Source organism: Tatumella terrea (assembly GCF_039523755.1).
In the GTDB taxonomy this organism is placed as follows: domain Bacteria; phylum Pseudomonadota; class Gammaproteobacteria; order Enterobacterales; family Enterobacteriaceae; genus Tatumella; species Tatumella terrea.
The window spans coordinates 349,558-368,965 of the sequence record NZ_BAAAFX010000002.1; the positions used below are offsets into that span (position 1 = coordinate 349,558).

Here is a 19,408-nt window from a genome sequence, read left to right on the forward strand (position 1 = left end):
GTAAAAAGATATTCATGCGCTGCAGGCAATAGCATGGCGACCAGACAAAAGGTCTGGTAAATAAAATGCAGAGCAATGAGATTCAGGGAGGGCGCTATGGTACTGGAAGGTGAGCCATTCGTCACCTATCAAAACAGTCCCAGCTGCCCGGTAATCAGTGTGTTGAAGTCGCCGCCGACAAACCCGAGTATGCCGTCCGCCACAGGTTCCAGCTGACGTGTCAGGTAATGATCATAATCCAGCGGGGCACTGCGGGCATTCAGGGGTTCCGGCCCGCGGGTGGTCATCACATAACGGATGGTCCCGCCTTTCTGATACCGTAACGGGTGTCCGGCCTTACGGGCATAGTCATCAGACAGCCTGGCGGCCCGCGCATGGGGCGGCACATTTCGCTGGTACTCATCCAGCGGACGCCGTAACCGCTTGCTGTAAATTAATTTATCATCCAGTTCACCCGCCATCAGTTGAGCCACCGTGTCCCGGACATATTGCTGCCAGGGCTCGCGCCGGAAAATCAGGGAATACAGCGTTTGCTGGAACTCTTTGGCCAGTGGGGTCCAGTCCGTACGGACCGTCTCCAGCCCTTTAAAAACAATCTGGTCCCGGCCGTGATGATTCACCCGGCCGGCATAACGCTTTTTACTGCCCTGTTCGGCACCCCGGATGGTGGGCATCAGAAAACGGCAATAATGGGTTTCGTATTCCAGCTCAAGGGCGCTGTCCAGCTGAAACTGTTGTGCGAGCTGCTGCTTCCACCAGTCATTGACGCTGGCGGCCAGCTGGCGGCCAATTTCCTCCGCCCGGGCTTCGCTGTGGGCCGTTTTCAGCCAGACAAAGGTCGAGTCGGTATCGCCGTAAATCACGCGGTATCCCTGTTGTTCAATAAAATCACGGGTCTTTTGCATAATTTCGTGACCGCGCAGGGTGATGGAGGAGGCCAGCCGCGGATCAAAGAACCGGCAGGAAGGGGTTCCCAGCACACCGTAAAACGCATTCATAATGATTTTCAGCGCCTGGGAGAGTGGCTGATTATTCTGCCGTTTTGCCTGTTCACGGCTTTGCCAGATCTGCCCGACGATATCCGGCAGGCAGAAGGTCTGCCGTGAGAAACGGGCATCCAGAAAACCGGGCATCGAAGTGTCATCCGCAGGGTGCGCCATGCCTTCCACCAGTCCGACCGGATCGATCAGAAAGGTTTTGATGATGGAGGGGTACAGACTCTTATAGTCCAGCACCAGCACGGAGTCATATAATCCCGGGCTTGAGTCCATCACATACCCGCCGGGGCTGGCGGCCGGAGCAACTTCACCGGTATTGGGCGCGACATAACCGGCCCGATGCATCCGCGGAATATAGAGGTGGCTGAAAGAGGCGACGGACCCGCCGTGACGATCGGCCTGCAGCCCGTTCACACTGCTGCGTTCCAGCAGGAAGGGCATCAGGCGGGTATGGAGGAAGATCCGCGTGACAAGCTCGCAGTCCCGCAGGTTATAACGCGCCAGGGCCGGTTTATCGGTGGCAAAACGTTGATTGATCTCCGCCATCCGGTTGCCCGGCTCATCAATAAATTTGCCCTCGCCAAACAGCGTTTGTGAGACATTCTCCAGACTAAAGGAATCGAAATTCATAAAGGCCGATTTGAGTGCCTCAATACCATCAATGATCAGCCGGCCGGCCGCCTGAGCAATATAGGTGCCGGGTTTAAAACCATGTTCCCGCCACTCAAGGGGGACGCCGCCGCGTCCGGCCAGCAGAGGGATCTGATACCGGTCAGCCTGTTTTTGTAAAACGCGTAAATCGAACTGGATCACATTCCAGCCGATAATGACATCCGGATCGTGGTCGGTGAACCACTGGTTCAGCCTCTCCAGCAGTTCCCTGCGGGTAGGGACATACTCCAGGGTGAAATCCACTGTCTGTCCACCGGGCGTCGGGGGGCCGAGCATTATCACCCGCCGTTCACCACAGCCCTCAATACCGATGCAGTACAACTCGCCATGCTCGTTGGTTTCGATATCGAGAGACATCCAGGTCAGGGACGGACGATAGTCCGGGTGAGGTTTGAGCCGTGCCTCATCGATCAGACCGTCACGGGCCACACCACTGAACCAGACCGGCGCCATAATAAAGCGTTCCATCAGGTAGCGGTCCGGTGGACGGATATCGGCTTCAGCCACCGGAATGGCATTTTCCCGTAACAATTTTTCAAACCGTTGCAGTTGACGATATTGCGAACAATACAGGCCGGCCTGTGGCTGCCGATGGAAGTCGAGCAATTGCAGCGGACTCAGCCGGAACGCTTTTTCCCGCGACAGCAATCCCCGGGCTTTTTCGCAAGCGGACTGTGGTATAAAGGCAACCGCCTGCTGAGCCGGCACGCGCACTTTTACCGGCCCGGAATCGGTGGCCAGCCAGAAATAAAGTTCGATGCCCCGGGGGGTATCCCGCCAGTGACGGGTTAATAAAAAACCAGCTTGAGGATTGTTCACAAAGACTCCGGTGTTGCAGAGTCTTCAGTATAGCACAGGGGGCAGGGAGCCCGGAGAGACGCAAGGGGCAGGGATGTTTTGTATCTGTTTGTATTTAACCGAACACTTAGCTTGACGTTCCCGGGCTTGCTCAGGACAATCCAGGCTCTGTTTACTTGAGGAATCTTTATGGAAGTCTGGATCCAACATCTGCTTACCCAATCGCTGGAGTGGGCCCTGTTTGCGGTCGCGGTAGTGACTTTTTTTGAGTCACTGGCCCTGGTCGGGTTAGTCCTGCCCGGCACCGTAATGATGGCGAGCCTGGGAGCGTTGATCGGCAGTGGCAAGATCGGGCTGTATCCTGCCTGGGGGGCCGGATTCATCGGGTGCCTGCTGGGAGACTGGATTTCCTTTTATATTGGCTGGCGTTTCAAAGGTCCGCTGCATCGCTGGAAGTACCTGCAAAAATACCGGAAATTGCTGGATAAAACCGAGCATGCCCTCAACGAGCACAGTATTGCCACCCTCCTGATCGGTCGTTTTGTCGGTCCGACCCGTCCGCTGATCCCGATGCTGGCAGGAATGCTGGAACTGCCGGTGAAAAAATTTCTGCCACCGAATATTGCCGGTTGTCTGCTATGGCCGCCGGTGTATCTGTTACCGGGCATCCTGGCCGGTGTGGCGATTGATGCACCGCATACCGCACAGAGCAGCGATTTTAAGTGGCTGTTACTGGCGGAAGCGGTGATGATCTGGCTGGCGGCGTGGTCTGGCTGGCGGTGGGGCCGCGCTATCAAAAGTAAAAAACCCGTGAGCGGATTTTTAACGACAAAACGTCTGCACTGGCTGGCCCCGTTACTGATTATTCTGGCGATTGGCGGATTTGTCGCACTTCAGTTCCATCCGATGATGCCGGGGTTCCGTCATCTGTTATGGCGTGTCTTTATTGCCTGATCCCGGGGGGGTAAAGCCCGGGATCACTGCGTCGCCAGGGGCATCGACCTCCCGGGCGACATGTCCGTCACGGATAACAATGGCCCGGTCCGCAATCCGGCGGATATCATCCTGATGGTGGGTGACCATTAACAGGGTGATCGTATGTTCACGACAGAGCTGATCCGTCAGGGTGATCATTTCCTGCCGCAGGTGCGGGTCCAGGGCAGAAAACGGCTCGTCCAGCAGTAACAAAGGGCGCTGGCGTAACAAACAACGGGCCAGCGCTACCCGCTGACGCTGGCCGCCGGACAACTGCCCCGGCAAACGGTCTGCTAACCCGTCCAGTCCTGCCTGCAGGAGAATATCACTGATCTGCTTTTTCTGTGGTGGAGTCAGGCGCAGACCGGGGTGCAGACCTAACCCGAGATTCTGCTGTACATTCAGATGCGCAAACAGATTATTTTCCTGAAACAGCATTGAGACCGGACGTTCAGCCGGCGGCAGGCCGGTACAGGCTTTGCCGTCTATCCATAACTCTCCTCCGGTGACCGGCAAAAACCCCGCAATCAGGCTCAGTAGCGTACTTTTTCCGGCACCGCTTGGCCCGAGGATGGCAAGCCGTTCGCCTTTCGCGGCCTGCAAAGTAAAGCTCAGTGTCCGGGACTGATAGCGGTAGCTCAGGTCATTCAGTGTCAGCATGGGTTCCTGCTATTTTTTCAATCAGTGAGAAAAGAATAAAACATACCAGCAGCAGTACTAAGGCGGTGATGGCTCCCTGTTGCTGCCGGTAGGCTCCTATCTGCTGATACAGATAAAACGGTAACGTCCGGAAATCATCGTTACCGAACAGAGAAATAACCCCGAAATCGCCGACCGAGAGGACACTGGCAAAGGCCAGTGCCTGAGCCAGAGGGCGTTTTAATGCCGGGTACTCGACCAACCGGAGTCGCCGCCAGCCGGTAACATCCAGGGACATGCACAGCCAGCTGTAGTTGCGGGCGATATCCCGCATCGGATTATCCAGGATCTTTATGGCGTAGGGCATCGCCATCAGGGCATTGGTGACAATAATGATCGATGCGGGTGAGTCGGGGATGCCTGTAGTGGCATTAAAAAACATAAAGAAGCCGCTGGCCAGCACAATACCCGGCATCGCCAGGATCAGCATACCACTGGTTTCCAGCACTCTGGCGGGAAACAGTTGCTCACGTAAACGAAGTTCACGGCTGCTCCACAGCAGCATAACGGTCAGGACCGTGGCCAGTAAACCGGCCCGCAAGGCAATACTGACGGAGGTCAGCGTGGCCTGCCAGAGCACGGGTTGTTGCAGTGAGGGAAGTATATCGCCGTTAATACCATTAATGATCACCGCCAGCACCGGGGGAACCAGTAATATCAGGGCCAGCAGGATCCAGGCACTGTCAGACAACCGTGCCAGCCACCGCTGTTCCGGGGCGCGCCAGGGGGACATCAGAGAGGTGTTACCGGTCAGCACCGTATTCAGCCGCAGACTGATCACGACCAGTGTCAGACAAAAACCTAACTGAACCAGTGCCAGTATTGCCGCTTTTGCCGGGTCGAAGTCATAACTCAGGGCCTGATAGATTGCCAGTTCAAGCGTGGTGGCGCGGGGGCCGCCCCCCAGCGCAAGGACAATGGCAAAGCTTGAAAAACAGAGCATAAAAATCAGTGCGGCCACCGGCAACAACTGGCGCTTAAGCCAGGGCCACTCCAGCCAGCGGAACAGATTCAGCCCCTGCATATTAAGCTGAGCGGCCAGCTGACGTTGTTCGGCCGGGATCTGTTCAAAGGTCTGTAACAGAAGCCGGGCCGCCATAGGCAGATTAAAAAAGACATGGGCCAGTAAGATGCCTGGCAGCCCGTAAAGCGAAAAGGTATAGCGCAGGCCCAGCCAGGCACAAGCCTGCGCCAGCCAGCCGTCACGTCCATAGACACTAATAATGCCAAACACTGCAACCAGTACCGGTAATACCAGCGTCATAGCACACAGGCGAAGTAACCAGCGTCGTCCCGGGAAGCGACGACGATAGAGTGCTCTGGCTACCGGTAGGGCCAGCAGAACGGAGAGGGCCGTGGAAAGCGTCGCCTGTTCAAACGAGAAGCGGACGACGTGCCACAGGTAAGGGTCGGAAAGCAGATTCAGCCAGCGTACCTGCGGAGCATTGAAGAACAGGCTTGCCAGTGCGAGCAGCGCGACACAGCAACTTAACAGGGCTGCAAGCAGCCCGGGAATAAGCCAGCGGGGCATTACTGACTCACTGCATTTTGCCACGCATCCACCCAGGCTTCACGGTGCTCAGCGACCTGCGCAGGGGAATATTGCAGGGCCGTTTTTGGCACCACCAGTGACTGATAACCGGCAGGTAATGGCATTTTTATGACCGGATACATCCAGTTGCCTTCCGGCAAGGTTTTCTGGAAGGCCGGACCGGTGACAAATTGCATAAACTCTTTTGCCAATGCGGGTTGCGGGCTGTTCTTCAGGCGTGCGGCAACTTCCACTTCCATATAATGGCCTTCACTGAAGTCTGCGGCGGCGTAATTCGTTTTATGTTCTTCGATGATATGGTACGCCGGCGACGTGGTGTAACTGAGGACCAGGTCGCTTTCCCCTTTCAGGAACAGGCTGTAGGCTTCACTCCAGCCACGGGTGACGGTGACGGTTTTCGCCGCCAGTTTCTTCCAGGCGGCAGGGGCGTTATCGCCATAGACCTTTTGCATCCATAGCAGCAGGCCCAGCCCCGGGGTGCTGGTGCGCGGATCTTCATAGATGACGCGCCATTTTTCAGGGCTTTCAACCAGCTGTTTCAGGCTGGTGGGCGGGTTCTTCAGCGTTTTTTTATTATAGACAAAGGCAAAGTAGCCATAGTCATAAGGCACGAATGTTTTGCTGGTCCAGCCACCCGGCACGGTAAGCTGATCGGTGCTGACGTCTGACGGGGCGAACAGTCCGGTTTTTTCTGCGGAATCCATCAGGTTATTGTCGAGTCCGATAACCACATCGGCTTTACTGTGGCGGCCTTCCATGCGCAGGCGGTTGAGCAGAGCCACGCCATCACCCAGCGCGACATATTTAAGCTCGCAGCCACAACTGGCTTCAAAGGCTTTTTTTACCGCCGGTCCGGGGCCCCAGTCTGATGAAAAAGAGTCATAGGTATAAACGGTCAGCACCGGTTTGGCGGCCAGCGCCGGGGTGCAGACAACCAGTAAAACGGGCAGGATTTTTTTTAACACTTTGCGCTCCTTGAGGCATTATTTAGCAAGGCGCAAAGGATCTGAGGGGGCTGACTCTCAAATCCCTACGCCGGTATTAACCGGATCAGGTTCGACGGGTATCTCTCAGCATTCACATGCACCCCGTTGAGAACGGCTTATTCTATGTAATTCTGCAGGGCGGGGGAAGCCCGGCGTGAAGCGTGGGGAGGCGCGGTCACGATGACGTCCACGGTTTTCAGCAGACGGTGCCTGTTACCTGCTCGCCGGAAACCGCAGAATTTTGTTATCGTCCCAGTTTATTCACGATATTCTGCGGTACACAGGGCCATTCCGGTGTAGATTATCCACCGGACCTCAGGTCACGCTGTCCCGTGTCTTAACGCAATGTTGTCTCATCTTATCCGGATATTTTTATGGAAACCCCTGAAAGGTTGCCTGCAAAAGGCAATACCGTGTTTATCTTTTTTATGCTGGTCACCTTTTTTGTCAGTATTGCCGGAGCCTTGCAGGCACCGACGCTGAGCCTGTTTCTCAGCCATGAACTGCATGCCAAACCGTTTATGGTCGGTGCATTTTTTACGGTCAATGCGGTGACAGGAATTATTGTCAGCTTCCTGCTGGCCCGGCGATCGGATAAACAGGGCGACCGGCGCAACTTACTGATGCTTTGCTGCCTGATGGCGCTTGGCAACGCGATCGTCTTTGCCTTTACCCGCAGTTACTGGGTACTGATCACGCTCGGACTGATACTGTCAGCCTTTTCCACGGTCGTGATGCCGCAGATTTTTGCCCTCGCCCGGGAATATGCGGATCACACTTCCCGTGAGGTGGTGATGTTCAGTTCGCTGATGCGCGCGCAGATGTCGCTGGCATGGGTGATCGGCCCGCCGATTTCTTTTGCACTGGCCCTGAATTATGGCTTTATTGTGCTCTATCTGGTGGCGGCCGCTTTATTTTTACTGGCACTGGGGTTTATCCGCTTTACTCTGCCCTCGGTACCGAAAGTCTTTCCCCCGGCGGATATTGCCCGCAGCGCGGTGACCGGCTGGAAAAACAGCCATGTTCGTCGCCTGTTTATCGCCTCGGTCCTGATGTGGATCTGTAATCTGATGTATATCATCGATATGCCGCTCTATATCAGTCAAACCCTCGGGATGCCGGAGAAAATGGCCGGGGTCTTTATGGGAACGGCGGCCGGGCTGGAGATCCCGATCATGCTGCTGGCCGGATTACTGGCCAAACGGGTAGGTAAACGTCCTCTGGTGCTGCTGGCGGTGATGGCCGGGGTACTGTTTTATCCGGGCATGCTGATGTTTCCCACCCGCGGAGCGATGCTGGTATTACAGTTATTAAATGCCATCTTTATCGGCATCGTTGCCGGCCTGGTCATGCTCTGGTTCCAGGATCTGATGCCGGGTAAAGCGGGTGCCGCGACGACGATGTTTACCAACTCGGTGTCGACCGGGATGATTTTTGCCGGATTATTGCAGGGAATTCTCAGTGACTGGCTGGGGCATCGGGCCATTTACGGGCTGGCATCGGGGCTGATGCTGCTGGCGCTGGTACTGATCTGGCGGGTGAAAGAGCCTGTTCAGGGCTGATTTCCCCCCTCCGGAGGGGAGGGGGAAGTGCTAAAACTGTGGCTCAGTGCGACTTAACGCAGGAAAGCAGGCTGTGCAGATTCGTACGAGGAGATAGCCTCCTCATGCTGCAAGGTCAGACCGATGCTGTCCAGTCCATTGATCATGCAATGCCGGCGGAAGCTGTCCAGGGTAAACGGATAGACGTTGTCACCGGCAGAGATCACCAGTTTCTCCAGATCTACGACAAATTCGATGCCCGGTTCTGCTTTCACCAGACGGAACAACTCGTCCACTTCAGTCTCGGTCAGGGTGACCGGCAGCAGCTGGTTATTGAAGCTGTTTCCGTAAAAAATATCGGCGAAAGAAGGCGCGATCACCACACGGAATCCAAAATCGGTCAGTGCCCAGGGGGCATGTTCGCGTGACGATCCGCAACCAAAGTTTTCACGGGCCAGCAGAATGCTGGCACCTTTAAACTCAGGTTTATTCAGTACAAACTCCGGGTTAGGCACCTGACCGGCATCATCCAGAAAACGCCAGTCATTAAACAGATGCTGCCCGAAACCGGTACGGGTCACTTTCTGCAAAAATTGCTTAGGAATAATGGCATCGGTATCGACGTTAGCCGCATCCAGCGGGGCAACAATACCGGTATGTTGGGTAAATTTACTGGCCATAAAGTCTTCCTTAATTCAGTTCACGAATATCGGCGAAGCGGCCGGTGACGGCAGCTGCAGCAGCCATGGCCGGGCTGACCAGGTGGGTACGTCCGCCACGGCCCTGACGCCCTTCGAAGTTACGGTTGCTGGTAGAGGCACAACGCTCACCGGCATTCAGACGGTCATTATTCATCGCCAGACACATGGAACAGCCAGGCAGACGCCATTCAAACCCGGCATCGATAAATATTTTGTCCAGGCCTTCTTCTTCTGCCTGGGCTTTCACCGGACCGGAGCCCGGAACCACCATGGCAACGATCCCCGGAGCGACCTTACGTCCCTTCGCGATCGCGGCGGCTGCCCGCAAATCTTCAATACGTGAGTTAGTACAGGAACCGATAAAGACTTTATCAATGGCAACGTCGGTCAGTCTGACGCCCGCATCCAGCCCCATATAAGCCAGTGCTTTTTCAGCGGAAGCGCGCTCGACCGGGTCACTAAAGGATTCCGGTGCCGGAATCGGCTGGTTAATGGCAATGACCTGGCCCGGGTTGGTTCCCCAGGTGACCTGAGGGGCAATGTCTGCGGCATCCAGGGTGACGACCGCGTCAAAAACGGCATCGCTGTCCGATTTCAGACCCTGCCAGTAAGCCACCGCCTGTTCCCATTTTTCACCTTTCGGCGAGAACTGACGGCCTTTCAGGTAAGTAAAGGTAGTTTCATCCGGGGCGACCAGGCCTGCTTTGGCGCCCATTTCGATCGCCATGTTACACAGGGTCATCCTGCCTTCCATGCTCAGGGCTTCGATCGCCGGACCACAGAACTCGACGACATGCCCGGTACCGCCGGCACTGCCGGTTTTACCGATCACGGCCAGCACGATGTCTTTTGCGGTGATCCCCGGCGCAGCATCGCCGGTCACTTCAATTTTCATGGTTTTAGCACGACCCTGTTTCAGGGTCTGGGTGGCCATAACATGTTCCACCTCTGAGGTACCGATACCAAAGGCCAGCGACCCGAATGCGCCGTGGGTGGCGGTATGGGAGTCACCACAGACAATGGTCATCCCCGGCAGCGTCATACCCTGCTCAGGGCCGATGACATGCACAATGCCCTGGAAGGGATGATTCAGGTCATATAACTGTACGCCGAACTCTTCGCAGTTTTTAATTAACTCCTGCATCTGAATACGCGCCATCTCACCGGAAGCATTAATATCACGGGTCTCCGTAGAGACGTTGTGATCCATGGTGGCGAAGGTTTTTGAAGGCTGACGCAGCGGGCGTCCCTGTGCACGCAGGCCATCAAATGCCTGCGGAGAGGTCACTTCATGGACCAGGTGACGGTCGATATACAGTAACGGTGTTTCATTAGGGGCTTCATAAACGACATGTGCATCAAATAACTTCTGGTATAAGGTCTTGCTCATTTTTATTTTTCTCCGGTGATAAAGCGGGCAATGATGTCACCCATTTCATCGGTACTGACAGAAGGCCCCTGACCGGCCAGATCGCGTGTCCGGTAGCCTGCTTCCAGTGCCTGGTTAACGGCCTGCTCAATACTGTCTGCGGCTTCGCCGGCGTTCAGGCTGTAACGTAACAGCAGCGCCAGTGATAAAATCTGTGCCACCGGGTTAGCGATATTTTGTCCCGCGATATCCGGTGCGGAACCGCCTGCCGGTTCGTACAGGCCAAAGCCTTGCTCATTCAGGCTGGCGGAGGGCAGCATCCCCATCGAGCCGGTGATCATGGCACATTCATCCGACAGAATGTCACCAAACAGGTTTGAACATAACAGCACATCAAACTGCGACGGATCTTTAATCAACTGCATTGTCGCGTTATCGATGTAGATATGTTCCAGTTCAATCTCCGGGTACTCTTTGGCGATTTCTGTCACGGTTTCACGCCACAGGATGGACGATTGCAGGACGTTGGATTTATCGACCGAGGTGACTTTTTTACGGCGTTTCGCCGCAGATTCGAAAGCCAGTCGGGCAATACGTTCAATCTCATAGCGGTAATAGACTTCGGTATCGAACGCCCGTAATTCGTCACCGCTGCCTTCACGGCCTTTGGGTTGACCGAAATAGATGCCCCCGGTCAATTCACGGACGCATAAAATGTCGAACCCACGGGCGGCGATATCACTGCGCAGAGGACAAAAAGCTTCCAGTCCGTGATAAAGCGCAGCAGGGCGCAGGTTGCTGAACAATTTAAAATGTTTACGCAGGGGTAACAATGCGCCACGCTCAGGTTGCGCATCCGGCGCCAGGTGTTGCCACTTCGGACCGCCTACAGAACCAAACAGGACCGCATCTGCCTGCTCACAGCCGGCTAACGTTTCCGGCGGCAGTGGCTGGCCATGATTATCAATGGCAATACCGCCTACATCATACTGACGGGTGGTGATGTCGAGAGAAAAGCGTTCACGGATAGCCTTTAATACTTTCAGGGCCTGCGCCATGACTTCCGGACCGATGCCGTCACCCGGCAATACTGCAATGTGAAATGATGTAGACATAATTACACGGTTTCCTTAGCTTCATTCTTAAATTTACGCTGCAATTCGATTTCAACCTGCTTCGCCTGCCAGATATTATTCAGGGCGTTGACCATCGCGGTCGCCGACGACTCCACAATATCAGTAGCCAGACCAACGCCATGGAATTTACGGTTGTTATAGCGGATGACGATATCCACCTGACCCAGCGCATTCTCGCCGTGGCCCTTGGCAGATAACTGGTATTTGACCAGCTCAGCCTGATACCCGGTAATGCGGTTAATGGCCTGATAAACCGCATCAACAGGGCCGTTGCCGGTCGCGGCTTCTTCTTTAATGTCATCACCACAGGCCAGTTTCACGGATGCGGTGGCAGAGATGCTGGAACCTGACTGAACGTTGAAGTCCTGCAGGCGGAAATGGTCGTGCTCTTCATTCTGTTTATTAATGAAGGCCAGTGCTTCCAGGTCGTAATCGAAAATCTGCCCTTTCTTATCGGCCAGTTTCAGGAAGGCATCGTACAGCGCCTCTGCATCATAATCGGTCTCTTTATAGCCCATCTCTTCCATGCGGTGTTTCACCGCGGCACGGCCTGAACGGGAAGTCAGGTTCAGCTGGATCTGATGCAGACCGATAGATTCCGGGGTCATGATTTCGTAGTTTTCGCGGTTTTTCAGTACGCCGTCCTGATGGATCCCTGAAGAGTGAGCAAATGCGTTGGAACCCACCACCGCTTTGTTCGCCGGGATAGGCATGTTACAAATCTGACTGACAATCTGACTGGTACGGTAGATTTCCTGATGATTGATCCCGGTCGTCACATTCAGGATCTGCTGACGGGTTTTAATCGCCATAATCACTTCTTCCAGTGCACAGTTACCGGCGCGTTCACCCAGACCGTTCAGGGTTCCTTCCACCTGGCGTGCGCCGGCCTGCACTGCGGCCACAGCATTCCCGGTCGCCATTCCCAGGTCGTCATGGGTATGTACCGACAGGATGGCTTTATCGATATTCGGAACGCGTTGGGTTAACTGAGAGATGATATTGGCATATTCATGGGGCAGGGTATAACCGACGGTATCAGGGATGTTGATGGTCCGTGCACCGGCATTGATCGCGGCTTCGACGACGCGACACAGATCGTCTATCGGTGTCCGTCCGCCATCTTCACACGAGAACTCCACATCGTCGGTATAACGGCGGGCGTGCTTGATCATATGCACCGCACGTTCAATCACCTCCGGCAACGTACTGCGTAACTTTGTGGCGATGTGCATCGGCGAGGTGGCAATAAACGTATGAATACGAAAGGCTTCTGCGACACGTAAGGCTTCACCGGCGGCATCAATATCTTTCTCTACACAGCGGGCCAGCGCGCACACACGGCTGTTTTTAATGGTTCTGGCAATGGTCTGTACGGATTCAAAATCGCCAGGTGAAGAGACCGGAAAACCGACTTCCATGACATCGACTTTCATACGTTCCAGTGCCATTGCAATCTGCAGTTTTTCTTTAACACTCAGGCTGGCCTGTAACGCTTGTTCACCATCACGCAATGTTGTATCAAAAATAATGACTTGCTGGCTCATATTCGTAGATTCCTTAAGTGTTTTTGGCACCGGCCAGCGGGTATAAAAAAACCCGCGCTGCGGCGCGGGTTTTTTTGTTCTCAGGCCCGAATCATTTTTTAATTCCGCCCGCAACACTACCGCGCATATTTAATGCGAGAAGTAGTAGTCCTGCGAGGCGGATAAAACGAATCATTAGTTCAGACCCAATAAAATAAAGTATGCCTATATTGGTACTGTAAACGCCGGCCAATGTCAACCTTAATGACGCAGGAATCAATACCGGTGAGAAAGATGAATCTTCTGCATTTTTACCGGCAGAGAGCGCACTATCATGTGCAGACACCCTGCCCGGCGGATCAACGGCCGGATGCATGGCTGGTGAAGGGAGAGGTGTTTCGTAATCTATTGATATACAATGTTTTTATGACACGCTCCGGCCAGTGTAAAGCATGGTTTTTTAACGGGCGGCCAGTGGAAAATGTCGGGCGATGGGTTTTTTTTAGTAAATAACCTTGCGTGGCTACGATTATTCCGGACAGGGCGCTGACATTCAGGTAAATATAAAAAAGCTAAATTTAATAACTCTCTACCATTAAATGAAAACGCAGAATATTTAACTAATAACTCTGCGCCCCCCGCTATTATTCTGAGCCATCAGTTGAGTATCGCAGAAGCTTTTATTTACACCTTTGCATACTTCTTTCCTGTGGATGTTTGCCTGTGGTCATTTCTGCGGTTATGTTAACCAGAACAAAAACCGATAATAAAATGCCAGCTATCCCGGTTAAACGTAATAAACAGCACATTTCACCGATCCGGGTGTCAGTTTTTGCTGGTGATTATGTTACGTATATTACGGAAGGTTTTGGTGGTCAGTTATAGGTATCCGTGAGTTCAGTGTTCACCTGGAGGAAAGAATGGAGATGTTGTCAGGGGCCGAGATGGTCATCCGATCGTTGATCGATCAGGGCGTAAAACAGGTATTTGGTTATCCCGGTGGGGCAGTGCTGGATATTTATGATGCACTTCAGACCGTCGGCGGTGTTGACCATATCCTTGTACGCCATGAGCAGGCAGCGGTACATATGGCGGATGCACTGGCCCGTGCCACCGGTGAAACGGGGGTTGTGCTGGTCACCTCCGGGCCTGGCGCGACCAATGCCATTACCGGTATTGCAACGGCTTATATGGATTCGATCCCGATGGTGGTGCTTTCCGGACAGGTAGCCTCTTCACTGATCGGCAGTGATGCCTTCCAGGAATGCGACATGGTCGGAATTTCACGGCCTATCGTCAAACACAGCTTTCTGGTTAATAAAGCCGAAGACATCCCGGCGGTAATCAAAAAAGCCTTCTGGCTGGCATCTTCCGGCCGCCCGGGGCCGGTGGTGATCGATCTGCCCAAAGATATCCTGAACCCTGCGGCCAAGTATTCGTATCAGTGGCCGGAACAAGTCTCGCTGCGTTCTTACAATCCAACGACGCAGGGGCATCGCGGGCAGATTAAACGGGCCTTGCAGCAGCTATTAGCCGCCAGAAAACCGGTGATCTATGCCGGGGGCGGGGTTATCACTGCGGGGGCGGAAAAAGCGCTGATCCAGTTAGCCGAAGTGCTTAATATTCCGGTGACCACCACGCTGATGGGACTGGGGGTCTTTCCCGGTACGCATCGCCAGAGCGTTGGTATGCTGGGGATGCACGGTACTTACGAAGCGAATATGACAATGCATAACGCGGATGTCATTTTTGCCATCGGTGTACGTTTTGATGATCGTACGACAAATAATCTGGAAAAATATTGTCCGGATGCCACGGTCATTCATATCGATATTGACCCGACCTCTATTTCCAAAACGGTCATGGCGGACATTCCTGTCGTCGGCGATGCCGCTCTGGTGCTTCAGCAAATGCTGGAATTACTGCCGGCTGAAGAGACAGATAACGCCGAAAAGGCTGACTGGTGGGCGCAGATTGAAACGTGGCGCGCCCGTAACTGCCTGGCATTTGACAAACATTCCCAGACCATCAAACCTCAGGCCGCCATCGATGCGCTGTGGCGTCTGACCGGTGGCGATGCTTACGTGGCGTCGGATGTCGGCCAGCATCAGATGTTTGCAGCCCTGCATTACCGCTTTAATAAACCACGGCGCTGGATCAACTCCGGAGGACTGGGCACCATGGGCTTCGGTCTGCCGGCAGCGCTGGGCGTGAAACTGGCCGTGCCGGAGGCGACCGTTGTCTGTGTGACGGGCGATGGCAGCATTCAGATGAATATCCAGGAACTGTCGACGGCCTCACAATATAATCTGCCGGTGCTGATACTGAATCTGAACAACGGCTATCTGGGGATGGTGAAGCAGTGGCAGGATATGATCTATTCCGGACGCCACTCGCAGTCTTATATGGAGTCATTACCTGACTTTGTGCGTCTGGCTGAAGCCTATGGCCACGTCGGTATGGTCATTGATAAACCGGAAGAGCTGGATGAAAAAATGGCAGAAGCCCTGGCGATAGTGGCCAGCGGCCGTCTGGTGTTCCTGGATGTCAGAGTCGATGGCAGTGAGCATGTCTACCCGATGCTGGTACGCGGGGGCGCAATGAATGATATGTGGTTAAGCAAAACGGAGAGGACAGAATAATGCGCCGTATTTTATCGGTATTACTTGAGAACGAGTCAGGCGCATTATCCCGCGTAGTTGGCCTGTTTTCCCAGCGGGGCTATAACATTGAGAGCCTGACCGTTGCTCCGACCGAAGACCCGACGCTGTCGCGGATGACTATCCAGACCGTGGGCGATGAAAAAGTACTGGAACAGATTGAGAAACAACTGCACAAGCTGGTCGATGTTTTGCGTGTCAGCGAACTCGGTCAGGGGCCGCATGTTGAACGTGAAATCATGCTGGTGAAGGTGAAAGCAGAAGGTGCGCAACGTGAAGAAGTAAAACGCTGTGCCGATATCTTCCGTGGCCAAATTATTGATGTCACGGCAACCCTGTATACGTTGCAACTGACTGGAACCAGCGAAAAACTGGATGCCTGTCTGAGCGCATTGCGTGCGGTGACGGAGATTGCCGAGGTCGTGCGCTCCGGTGTCGTGGGGGTTTCCCGCGGCGAACGCACTATTGGCTAAAGCCAGACCACACTCTCTGTCATGATGACACTCAGGCCCGGGTTTTCCGGGCCTTTTTTATGGTCAGGGTTTACAATAAAAAAGTTGCCGGGCCCGGATATCTGCGCTTAGATACGAAAGATAAAGGAATACCCCTCTGATAATGCTTATCTCTGTGGGGCAACGTGTGGGGTGGGGTGAGAGTGAAACTGGATGAAATTGCTCGTCTTGCGGGAGTCTCGCGTACGACCGCGAGTTATGTCATCAATGGCAAAGCCAGACAATACCGGGTCAGTGAAAAAACGGTAGAGAAGGTGATGGCCGTTGTCCGGGAATACAACTATCAGCCGAATGCCGTTGCCGCAGGATTGCGCGCGGGACGCACCCGCTCAATCGGACTGGTGATCCCTGATCTGGAAAACACCAGTTATACACGTATTGCTAACTATCTGGAACGTCAGGCCAGGCAACGCGGTTATCAGCTGCTGATCGCCTGCTCGGAAGATCAGCCGGACAACGAAATCCGCTGTATCGAACATTTGCTGCAACGCCAGATAGATGCCCTGATAGTTTCTACCTCATTGCCGCCGGAACACCCTTTTTATCAGCACTGGGTGGGAAAATCCTTACCTATTATCGCCCTTGACCGTGCCCTCGACCGTGAAAATTTCACCAGCGTCGTCGGCGCTGACCAGGACGATGCGTTCGCCCTGGCCCGGGAACTCCGTAAACAACCGATCAGTGATGTGCTTTTTTTAGGGGCATTGCCGGAATTATCGGTCAGCTTTCTGCGTGAGCAGGGGTTTCGTCAGGCCTGGGAAGGGGATGAACGCCGGGTCGAGTTTATCTACAGTAATAGCTTTGAGCGGAGTGTTGCCGCAGAGACCTTCGTCCGCTTTTTAAGTGAACATGAGATGCCGGCGGCAGTGTTTACGACGTCTTTCGGTTTATTACAGGGAATGATGGATGCCTGTCTTCGCGTCCACGGTCATTTACCTGCCCACGTATCTATCGCGACCTTCGGGGATAATGAACTCCTGGATTTCCTGGAATGTCCGGTGCTATCGGCCGGTCAGCGTCATCGCGATGTGGCGGAACGGGTGCTGGAATTAGTGCTGGCAAGCCTGGATGAGCCGTCCCGGCCGAAGCCCGGGCTGACGCGCATTCGCCGTAACCTCTACCAGCGTGGGCGTCTCGGTCGTCGTCCGCAGTGAGGCTGACGGCCGGCAGACCACCTCCCGGACACTGGGGGCGTTTCGCCCCACGATTAATTTTACAAATATCGTGCCGGTCCTGCTGTGCTTCAGCTAAGAAATTCCTTAAAATGGCGTTTATGACTACGCCGCACGAAGTTAACAATTCCGTCGTTTTTCGCCGCTGTTTTTGGATCCTTCCTCGCCGTTTTCTTAAATTCCTTCAATTATTCATCGGGTTAATACTATTTGTGCTGTTTTTTGTCCATTTTACCTCTGGATTTCAGCGAATTTACCGCAGGAAATAATGTTATTAAGCGACCGTTGTCGCTTGACAAGGATTTCGTCCGCTCCGTACACTCAATCAGTGGTAAAATGTGGGATAAAGTGGTGAAACAGGTTAACTGAGGGCAACGACAGTTATGTTTCGTGGGGCAACGCTGGTTAATCTCGACGGTAAAGGCCGTATAGCAGTCCCTACACGCTATCGGGAAATACTGATCGGAGAATCACAGGGGCAAATGGTCTGCACCATTGACCTCCATCAGCCCTGCCTGCTGCTTTATACCCTGCCGGAGTGGGAAGTGATTGAGCGAAAGCTCTCACGCCTTTCTACCATGAACCCGGCAGAGCGTCGTGTTCAGCGGTTGTTACTGGGGCATGCCAGCGAATGTCAGATGGATAATGCCGGACGATTATTGCTTGCCAGCACCCTGAGGCAACACGCCGGATTACAGAAAGAAATTATGCTGGTCGGTCAGTTCAACAAGTTTGAACTGTGGGATGAACAGACCTGGTATCAACAAATCAGGGAAGATATCGAATCAGAATCGGCTCAGGGGGAGCTCTCTGAGCGATTGCAGGATTTATCGTTATAGCCTATGTCGGAAAATTTTAAACATACGACCGTCCTCTTAGATGAAGCGGTTAACGGACTCAACCTTCAGCCGGAGGGGATCTATATTGATGGAACCTTTGGCCGGGGAGGTCACTCGCGCCTGATCCTTTCACAATTAGGTGAAAAGGGCCGGTTAATCGCCATCGACAGAGATCCGCAGGCTATTGCAGCGGCCGCTGAAATTACCGACCCCCGGTTTTCGATTATCCATGGGCCGTTTTCAGGGCTGGCAGAATACGTTGAGTCGCTCGGGTTGAGCGGAAAAATCAACGGCATTTTGCTGGATTTAGGAGTCTCTTCGCCTCAGTTGGATGATGCCGAACGCGGATTTTCCTTTATGCGTGACGGGCCTCTGGATATGCGTATGGACCCGACGCGTGGACAGTCTGCCGCGGAATGGTTACTGCAGGCCGAAGAGCAGGACATTGCTTTTGTACTCAAAGCGTATGGTGAAGAGCGTTTTGCGAAACGTATTGCCCGGGCCATCGTGGAACGTAACCGTGAGCAGCCGATGACCCGTACGAAAGAGCTGGCTGACGTGATTTATCACGCCACGCCGGTAAAGGATAAGTTTAAGCATCCGGCGACCCGCAGTTTTCAGGCTATCCGTATCTGGGTGAACAGTGAACTTGAGGAAATTACTCAGGCACTGAAAGGGTCTCTGAGTGTACTGGCACCGGAAGGGCGGTTATCGATTATCAGTTTCCACTCGCTGGAAGACCGGCTGGTAAAACGCTTTATGCGGGATCAGAGCCGGGGGGTTCAGGTCCCTTCCGGCCTGCCACTCACCGAAGCTCAGTTAAAATCACTGGGAGGACGTGAATTGAAAACGCTTGGCAAACTGATCCCCGGGGAGCAGGAAGTGAAAGAAAACCCGCGTGCCCGTAGCTCAGTATTACGCATTGCGCAGAGGACGGCTGAATGATCGGCAACGAGCGCCATAGCCTGCCCGGAATTATCGGTGGCGATCTGCTGCGTCACGGAAAGCTGCCGCTGATACTGCTTATTGCCGTACTGGTCACTGCGATGATGGTTGTTATTACCACGCATAAGACCCGGTTACTGACCGCACAACGGGAACAGATGGTGCTGGAGCGGGATTCGCTGGATATCGAATGGCGAAACCTGATCCTGGAAGAAAATGCATTAGGCGATCATAGCCGTGTTGAACGACTGGCTATCGAAAAGCTTCATATGCAACATGTTGATCCTTCACAGGAAAATATAGTGGTTCAACCATAGGGAATCCATG

16 protein-coding genes and 1 riboswitch are annotated in these 19,408 nt (G+C 53.9%); of the genes, 8 read left to right on the plus strand and 8 right to left on the minus strand.

All coding sequences use genetic code 11. From position 1 onward, the window contains the following. Positions 1 to 128: 128 nt before the first annotated feature. A complete protein-coding gene (locus ABD035_RS01625) occupies positions 129 to 2,489 on the minus strand; it encodes a DNA polymerase II (RefSeq protein ID WP_343867136.1) in 2,361 nt (786 codons plus the stop codon). A 168-nt stretch (positions 2,490 to 2,657) separates the two neighbouring features. On the opposite strand from ABD035_RS01625, the gene ABD035_RS01630 reads away from it, so the two are divergent. Beyond that, on the plus strand, positions 2,658 to 3,422 hold the full coding sequence (locus tag ABD035_RS01630; RefSeq protein ID WP_343867138.1) for a DedA family protein: 765 nt from the start codon (positions 2,658 to 2,660) through the stop codon (positions 3,420 to 3,422). Here ABD035_RS01630 and thiQ read toward each other — a convergent pair. The 3 genes from thiQ to thiB are packed head-to-tail and all read right to left on the minus strand — an operon-like array spanning position 3,399 to position 6,659. Continuing rightward, positions 3,399 to 4,103: a thiamine ABC transporter ATP-binding protein ThiQ gene (gene thiQ / locus ABD035_RS01635; RefSeq protein WP_343867140.1), complete on the minus strand. Its 705-nt coding sequence runs from the start codon at positions 4,101 to 4,103 to the stop codon at positions 3,399 to 3,401. The two genes, ABD035_RS01630 and thiQ, sit on opposite strands and share 24 nt — an antisense overlap. Beyond that, positions 4,087 to 5,697: a thiamine/thiamine pyrophosphate ABC transporter permease ThiP gene (gene thiP, locus ABD035_RS01640; RefSeq protein WP_343867142.1), complete on the minus strand. Its 1,611-nt coding sequence runs from the start codon at positions 5,695 to 5,697 to the stop codon at positions 4,087 to 4,089. Before thiP ends, thiQ begins: the two co-directional genes overlap by 17 nt. Next, the gene (gene thiB, locus ABD035_RS01645) at positions 5,673 to 6,659 is read right to left on the minus strand and encodes a thiamine ABC transporter substrate binding subunit (protein ID WP_212713070.1); all 987 of its coding nucleotides are present in this window, start codon (positions 6,657 to 6,659) and stop codon (positions 5,673 to 5,675) included. The genes thiP and thiB overlap by 25 nt, the downstream gene beginning before the upstream one ends. 44 nt (positions 6,660 to 6,703) lie before the next feature. Further along, a riboswitch (TPP riboswitch) is annotated at positions 6,704 to 6,795 on the minus strand. Between the two features lie 259 nt (positions 6,796 to 7,054). On the opposite strand from thiB, the gene ABD035_RS01650 reads away from it, so the two are divergent. After that, the gene (locus ABD035_RS01650; protein ID WP_343867146.1) at positions 7,055 to 8,242 is read left to right on the plus strand and encodes an MFS transporter; all 1,188 of its coding nucleotides are present in this window, start codon (positions 7,055 to 7,057) and stop codon (positions 8,240 to 8,242) included. Between the two features lie 53 nt (positions 8,243 to 8,295). Here the strand turns inward: ABD035_RS01650 and leuD are convergent, their stop codons facing one another. The 4 genes from leuD to leuA are packed head-to-tail and all read right to left on the minus strand — an operon-like array spanning position 8,296 to position 12,974. Then, positions 8,296 to 8,901 carry a 3-isopropylmalate dehydratase small subunit gene (gene leuD, locus ABD035_RS01655; RefSeq protein ID WP_343867148.1) on the minus strand — a complete coding sequence of 202 codons (606 nt, stop codon included), beginning with the start codon at positions 8,899 to 8,901 and terminating at the stop codon, positions 8,296 to 8,298. A 10-nt stretch (positions 8,902 to 8,911) separates the two neighbouring features. Then, on the minus strand, positions 8,912 to 10,312 hold the full coding sequence (leuC, locus tag ABD035_RS01660) for a 3-isopropylmalate dehydratase large subunit (RefSeq protein ID WP_343867150.1): 1,401 nt from the start codon (positions 10,310 to 10,312) through the stop codon (positions 8,912 to 8,914). A gap of 2 nt (positions 10,313 to 10,314) precedes the next feature. Next, positions 10,315 to 11,406: a 3-isopropylmalate dehydrogenase gene (gene leuB / locus ABD035_RS01665; RefSeq protein ID WP_212713066.1), complete on the minus strand. Its 1,092-nt coding sequence runs from the start codon at positions 11,404 to 11,406 to the stop codon at positions 10,315 to 10,317. 2 nt (positions 11,407 to 11,408) lie between these two features. Next, positions 11,409 to 12,974, minus strand: a complete 1,566-nt coding sequence (leuA, locus tag ABD035_RS01670; RefSeq protein WP_212713065.1) for a 2-isopropylmalate synthase — start codon at positions 12,972 to 12,974, stop codon at positions 11,409 to 11,411. Positions 12,975 to 13,873: 899 nt separating this feature from the next. Here leuA and ilvI point away from each other — a divergent pair. The 6 genes from ilvI to ftsL all read left to right on the plus strand — a co-directional run bounded on the left by ilvI (position 13,874) and on the right by ftsL (position 19,398). Beyond that, entirely contained in the window at positions 13,874 to 15,595 is a 1,722-nt protein-coding gene (gene ilvI / locus ABD035_RS01675; protein WP_343867153.1) for an acetolactate synthase 3 large subunit, read from the plus strand. After that, the gene (ilvN, locus tag ABD035_RS01680) at positions 15,595 to 16,086 is read left to right on the plus strand and encodes an acetolactate synthase small subunit (protein ID WP_025901223.1); all 492 of its coding nucleotides are present in this window, start codon (positions 15,595 to 15,597) and stop codon (positions 16,084 to 16,086) included. The genes ilvI and ilvN overlap by 1 nt, the downstream gene beginning before the upstream one ends. A 182-nt stretch (positions 16,087 to 16,268) precedes the next feature. Then, positions 16,269 to 17,279, plus strand: a complete 1,011-nt coding sequence (cra, locus tag ABD035_RS01685; protein ID WP_343867157.1) for a catabolite repressor/activator — start codon at positions 16,269 to 16,271, stop codon at positions 17,277 to 17,279. A 401-nt stretch (positions 17,280 to 17,680) separates the two neighbouring features. After that, positions 17,681 to 18,136, plus strand: coding sequence for a division/cell wall cluster transcriptional repressor MraZ (gene mraZ / locus ABD035_RS01690; protein WP_212713062.1), 456 nt, complete (start codon positions 17,681 to 17,683; stop codon positions 18,134 to 18,136). 3 nt (positions 18,137 to 18,139) lie between these two features. Then, the gene (rsmH, locus tag ABD035_RS01695) at positions 18,140 to 19,081 is read left to right on the plus strand and encodes a 16S rRNA (cytosine(1402)-N(4))-methyltransferase RsmH (RefSeq protein WP_212713061.1); all 942 of its coding nucleotides are present in this window, start codon (positions 18,140 to 18,142) and stop codon (positions 19,079 to 19,081) included. After that, entirely contained in the window at positions 19,078 to 19,398 is a 321-nt protein-coding gene (gene ftsL / locus ABD035_RS01700; RefSeq protein ID WP_212713060.1) for a cell division protein FtsL, read from the plus strand. Before rsmH ends, ftsL begins: the two co-directional genes overlap by 4 nt. Positions 19,399 to 19,408: the final 10 nt, after the last annotated feature.

Excerpts from the sequence above, each read along its gene's own strand:
- ABD035_RS01630 (WP_343867138.1), top strand. The coding sequence starts at position 2,658 with ATGGAAGTCTGGATCCAACATCTGCTTACCCAATCGCTGGAGTGGGCC.
- thiQ (WP_343867140.1), bottom strand. The coding sequence starts at position 4,103 with ATGCTGACACTGAATGACCTGAGCTACCGCTATCAGTCCCGGACACTG.
- ABD035_RS01650 (WP_343867146.1), top strand. The coding sequence starts at position 7,055 with ATGGAAACCCCTGAAAGGTTGCCTGCAAAAGGCAATACCGTGTTTATC.
- leuD (WP_343867148.1), bottom strand. The coding sequence starts at position 8,901 with ATGGCCAGTAAATTTACCCAACATACCGGTATTGTTGCCCCGCTGGAT.
- leuC (WP_343867150.1), bottom strand. The coding sequence starts at position 10,312 with ATGAGCAAGACCTTATACCAGAAGTTATTTGATGCACATGTCGTTTAT.
- leuB (WP_212713066.1), bottom strand. The coding sequence starts at position 11,406 with ATGTCTACATCATTTCACATTGCAGTATTGCCGGGTGACGGCATCGGT.
- leuA (WP_212713065.1), bottom strand. The coding sequence starts at position 12,974 with ATGAGCCAGCAAGTCATTATTTTTGATACAACATTGCGTGATGGTGAA.
- ilvI (WP_343867153.1), top strand. The coding sequence starts at position 13,874 with ATGGAGATGTTGTCAGGGGCCGAGATGGTCATCCGATCGTTGATCGAT.
- ilvN (WP_025901223.1), top strand. The coding sequence starts at position 15,595 with ATGCGCCGTATTTTATCGGTATTACTTGAGAACGAGTCAGGCGCATTA.
- mraZ (WP_212713062.1), top strand. The coding sequence starts at position 17,681 with ATGTTTCGTGGGGCAACGCTGGTTAATCTCGACGGTAAAGGCCGTATA.
- rsmH (WP_212713061.1), top strand. The coding sequence starts at position 18,140 with ATGTCGGAAAATTTTAAACATACGACCGTCCTCTTAGATGAAGCGGTT.
- ftsL (WP_212713060.1), top strand. The coding sequence starts at position 19,078 with ATGATCGGCAACGAGCGCCATAGCCTGCCCGGAATTATCGGTGGCGAT.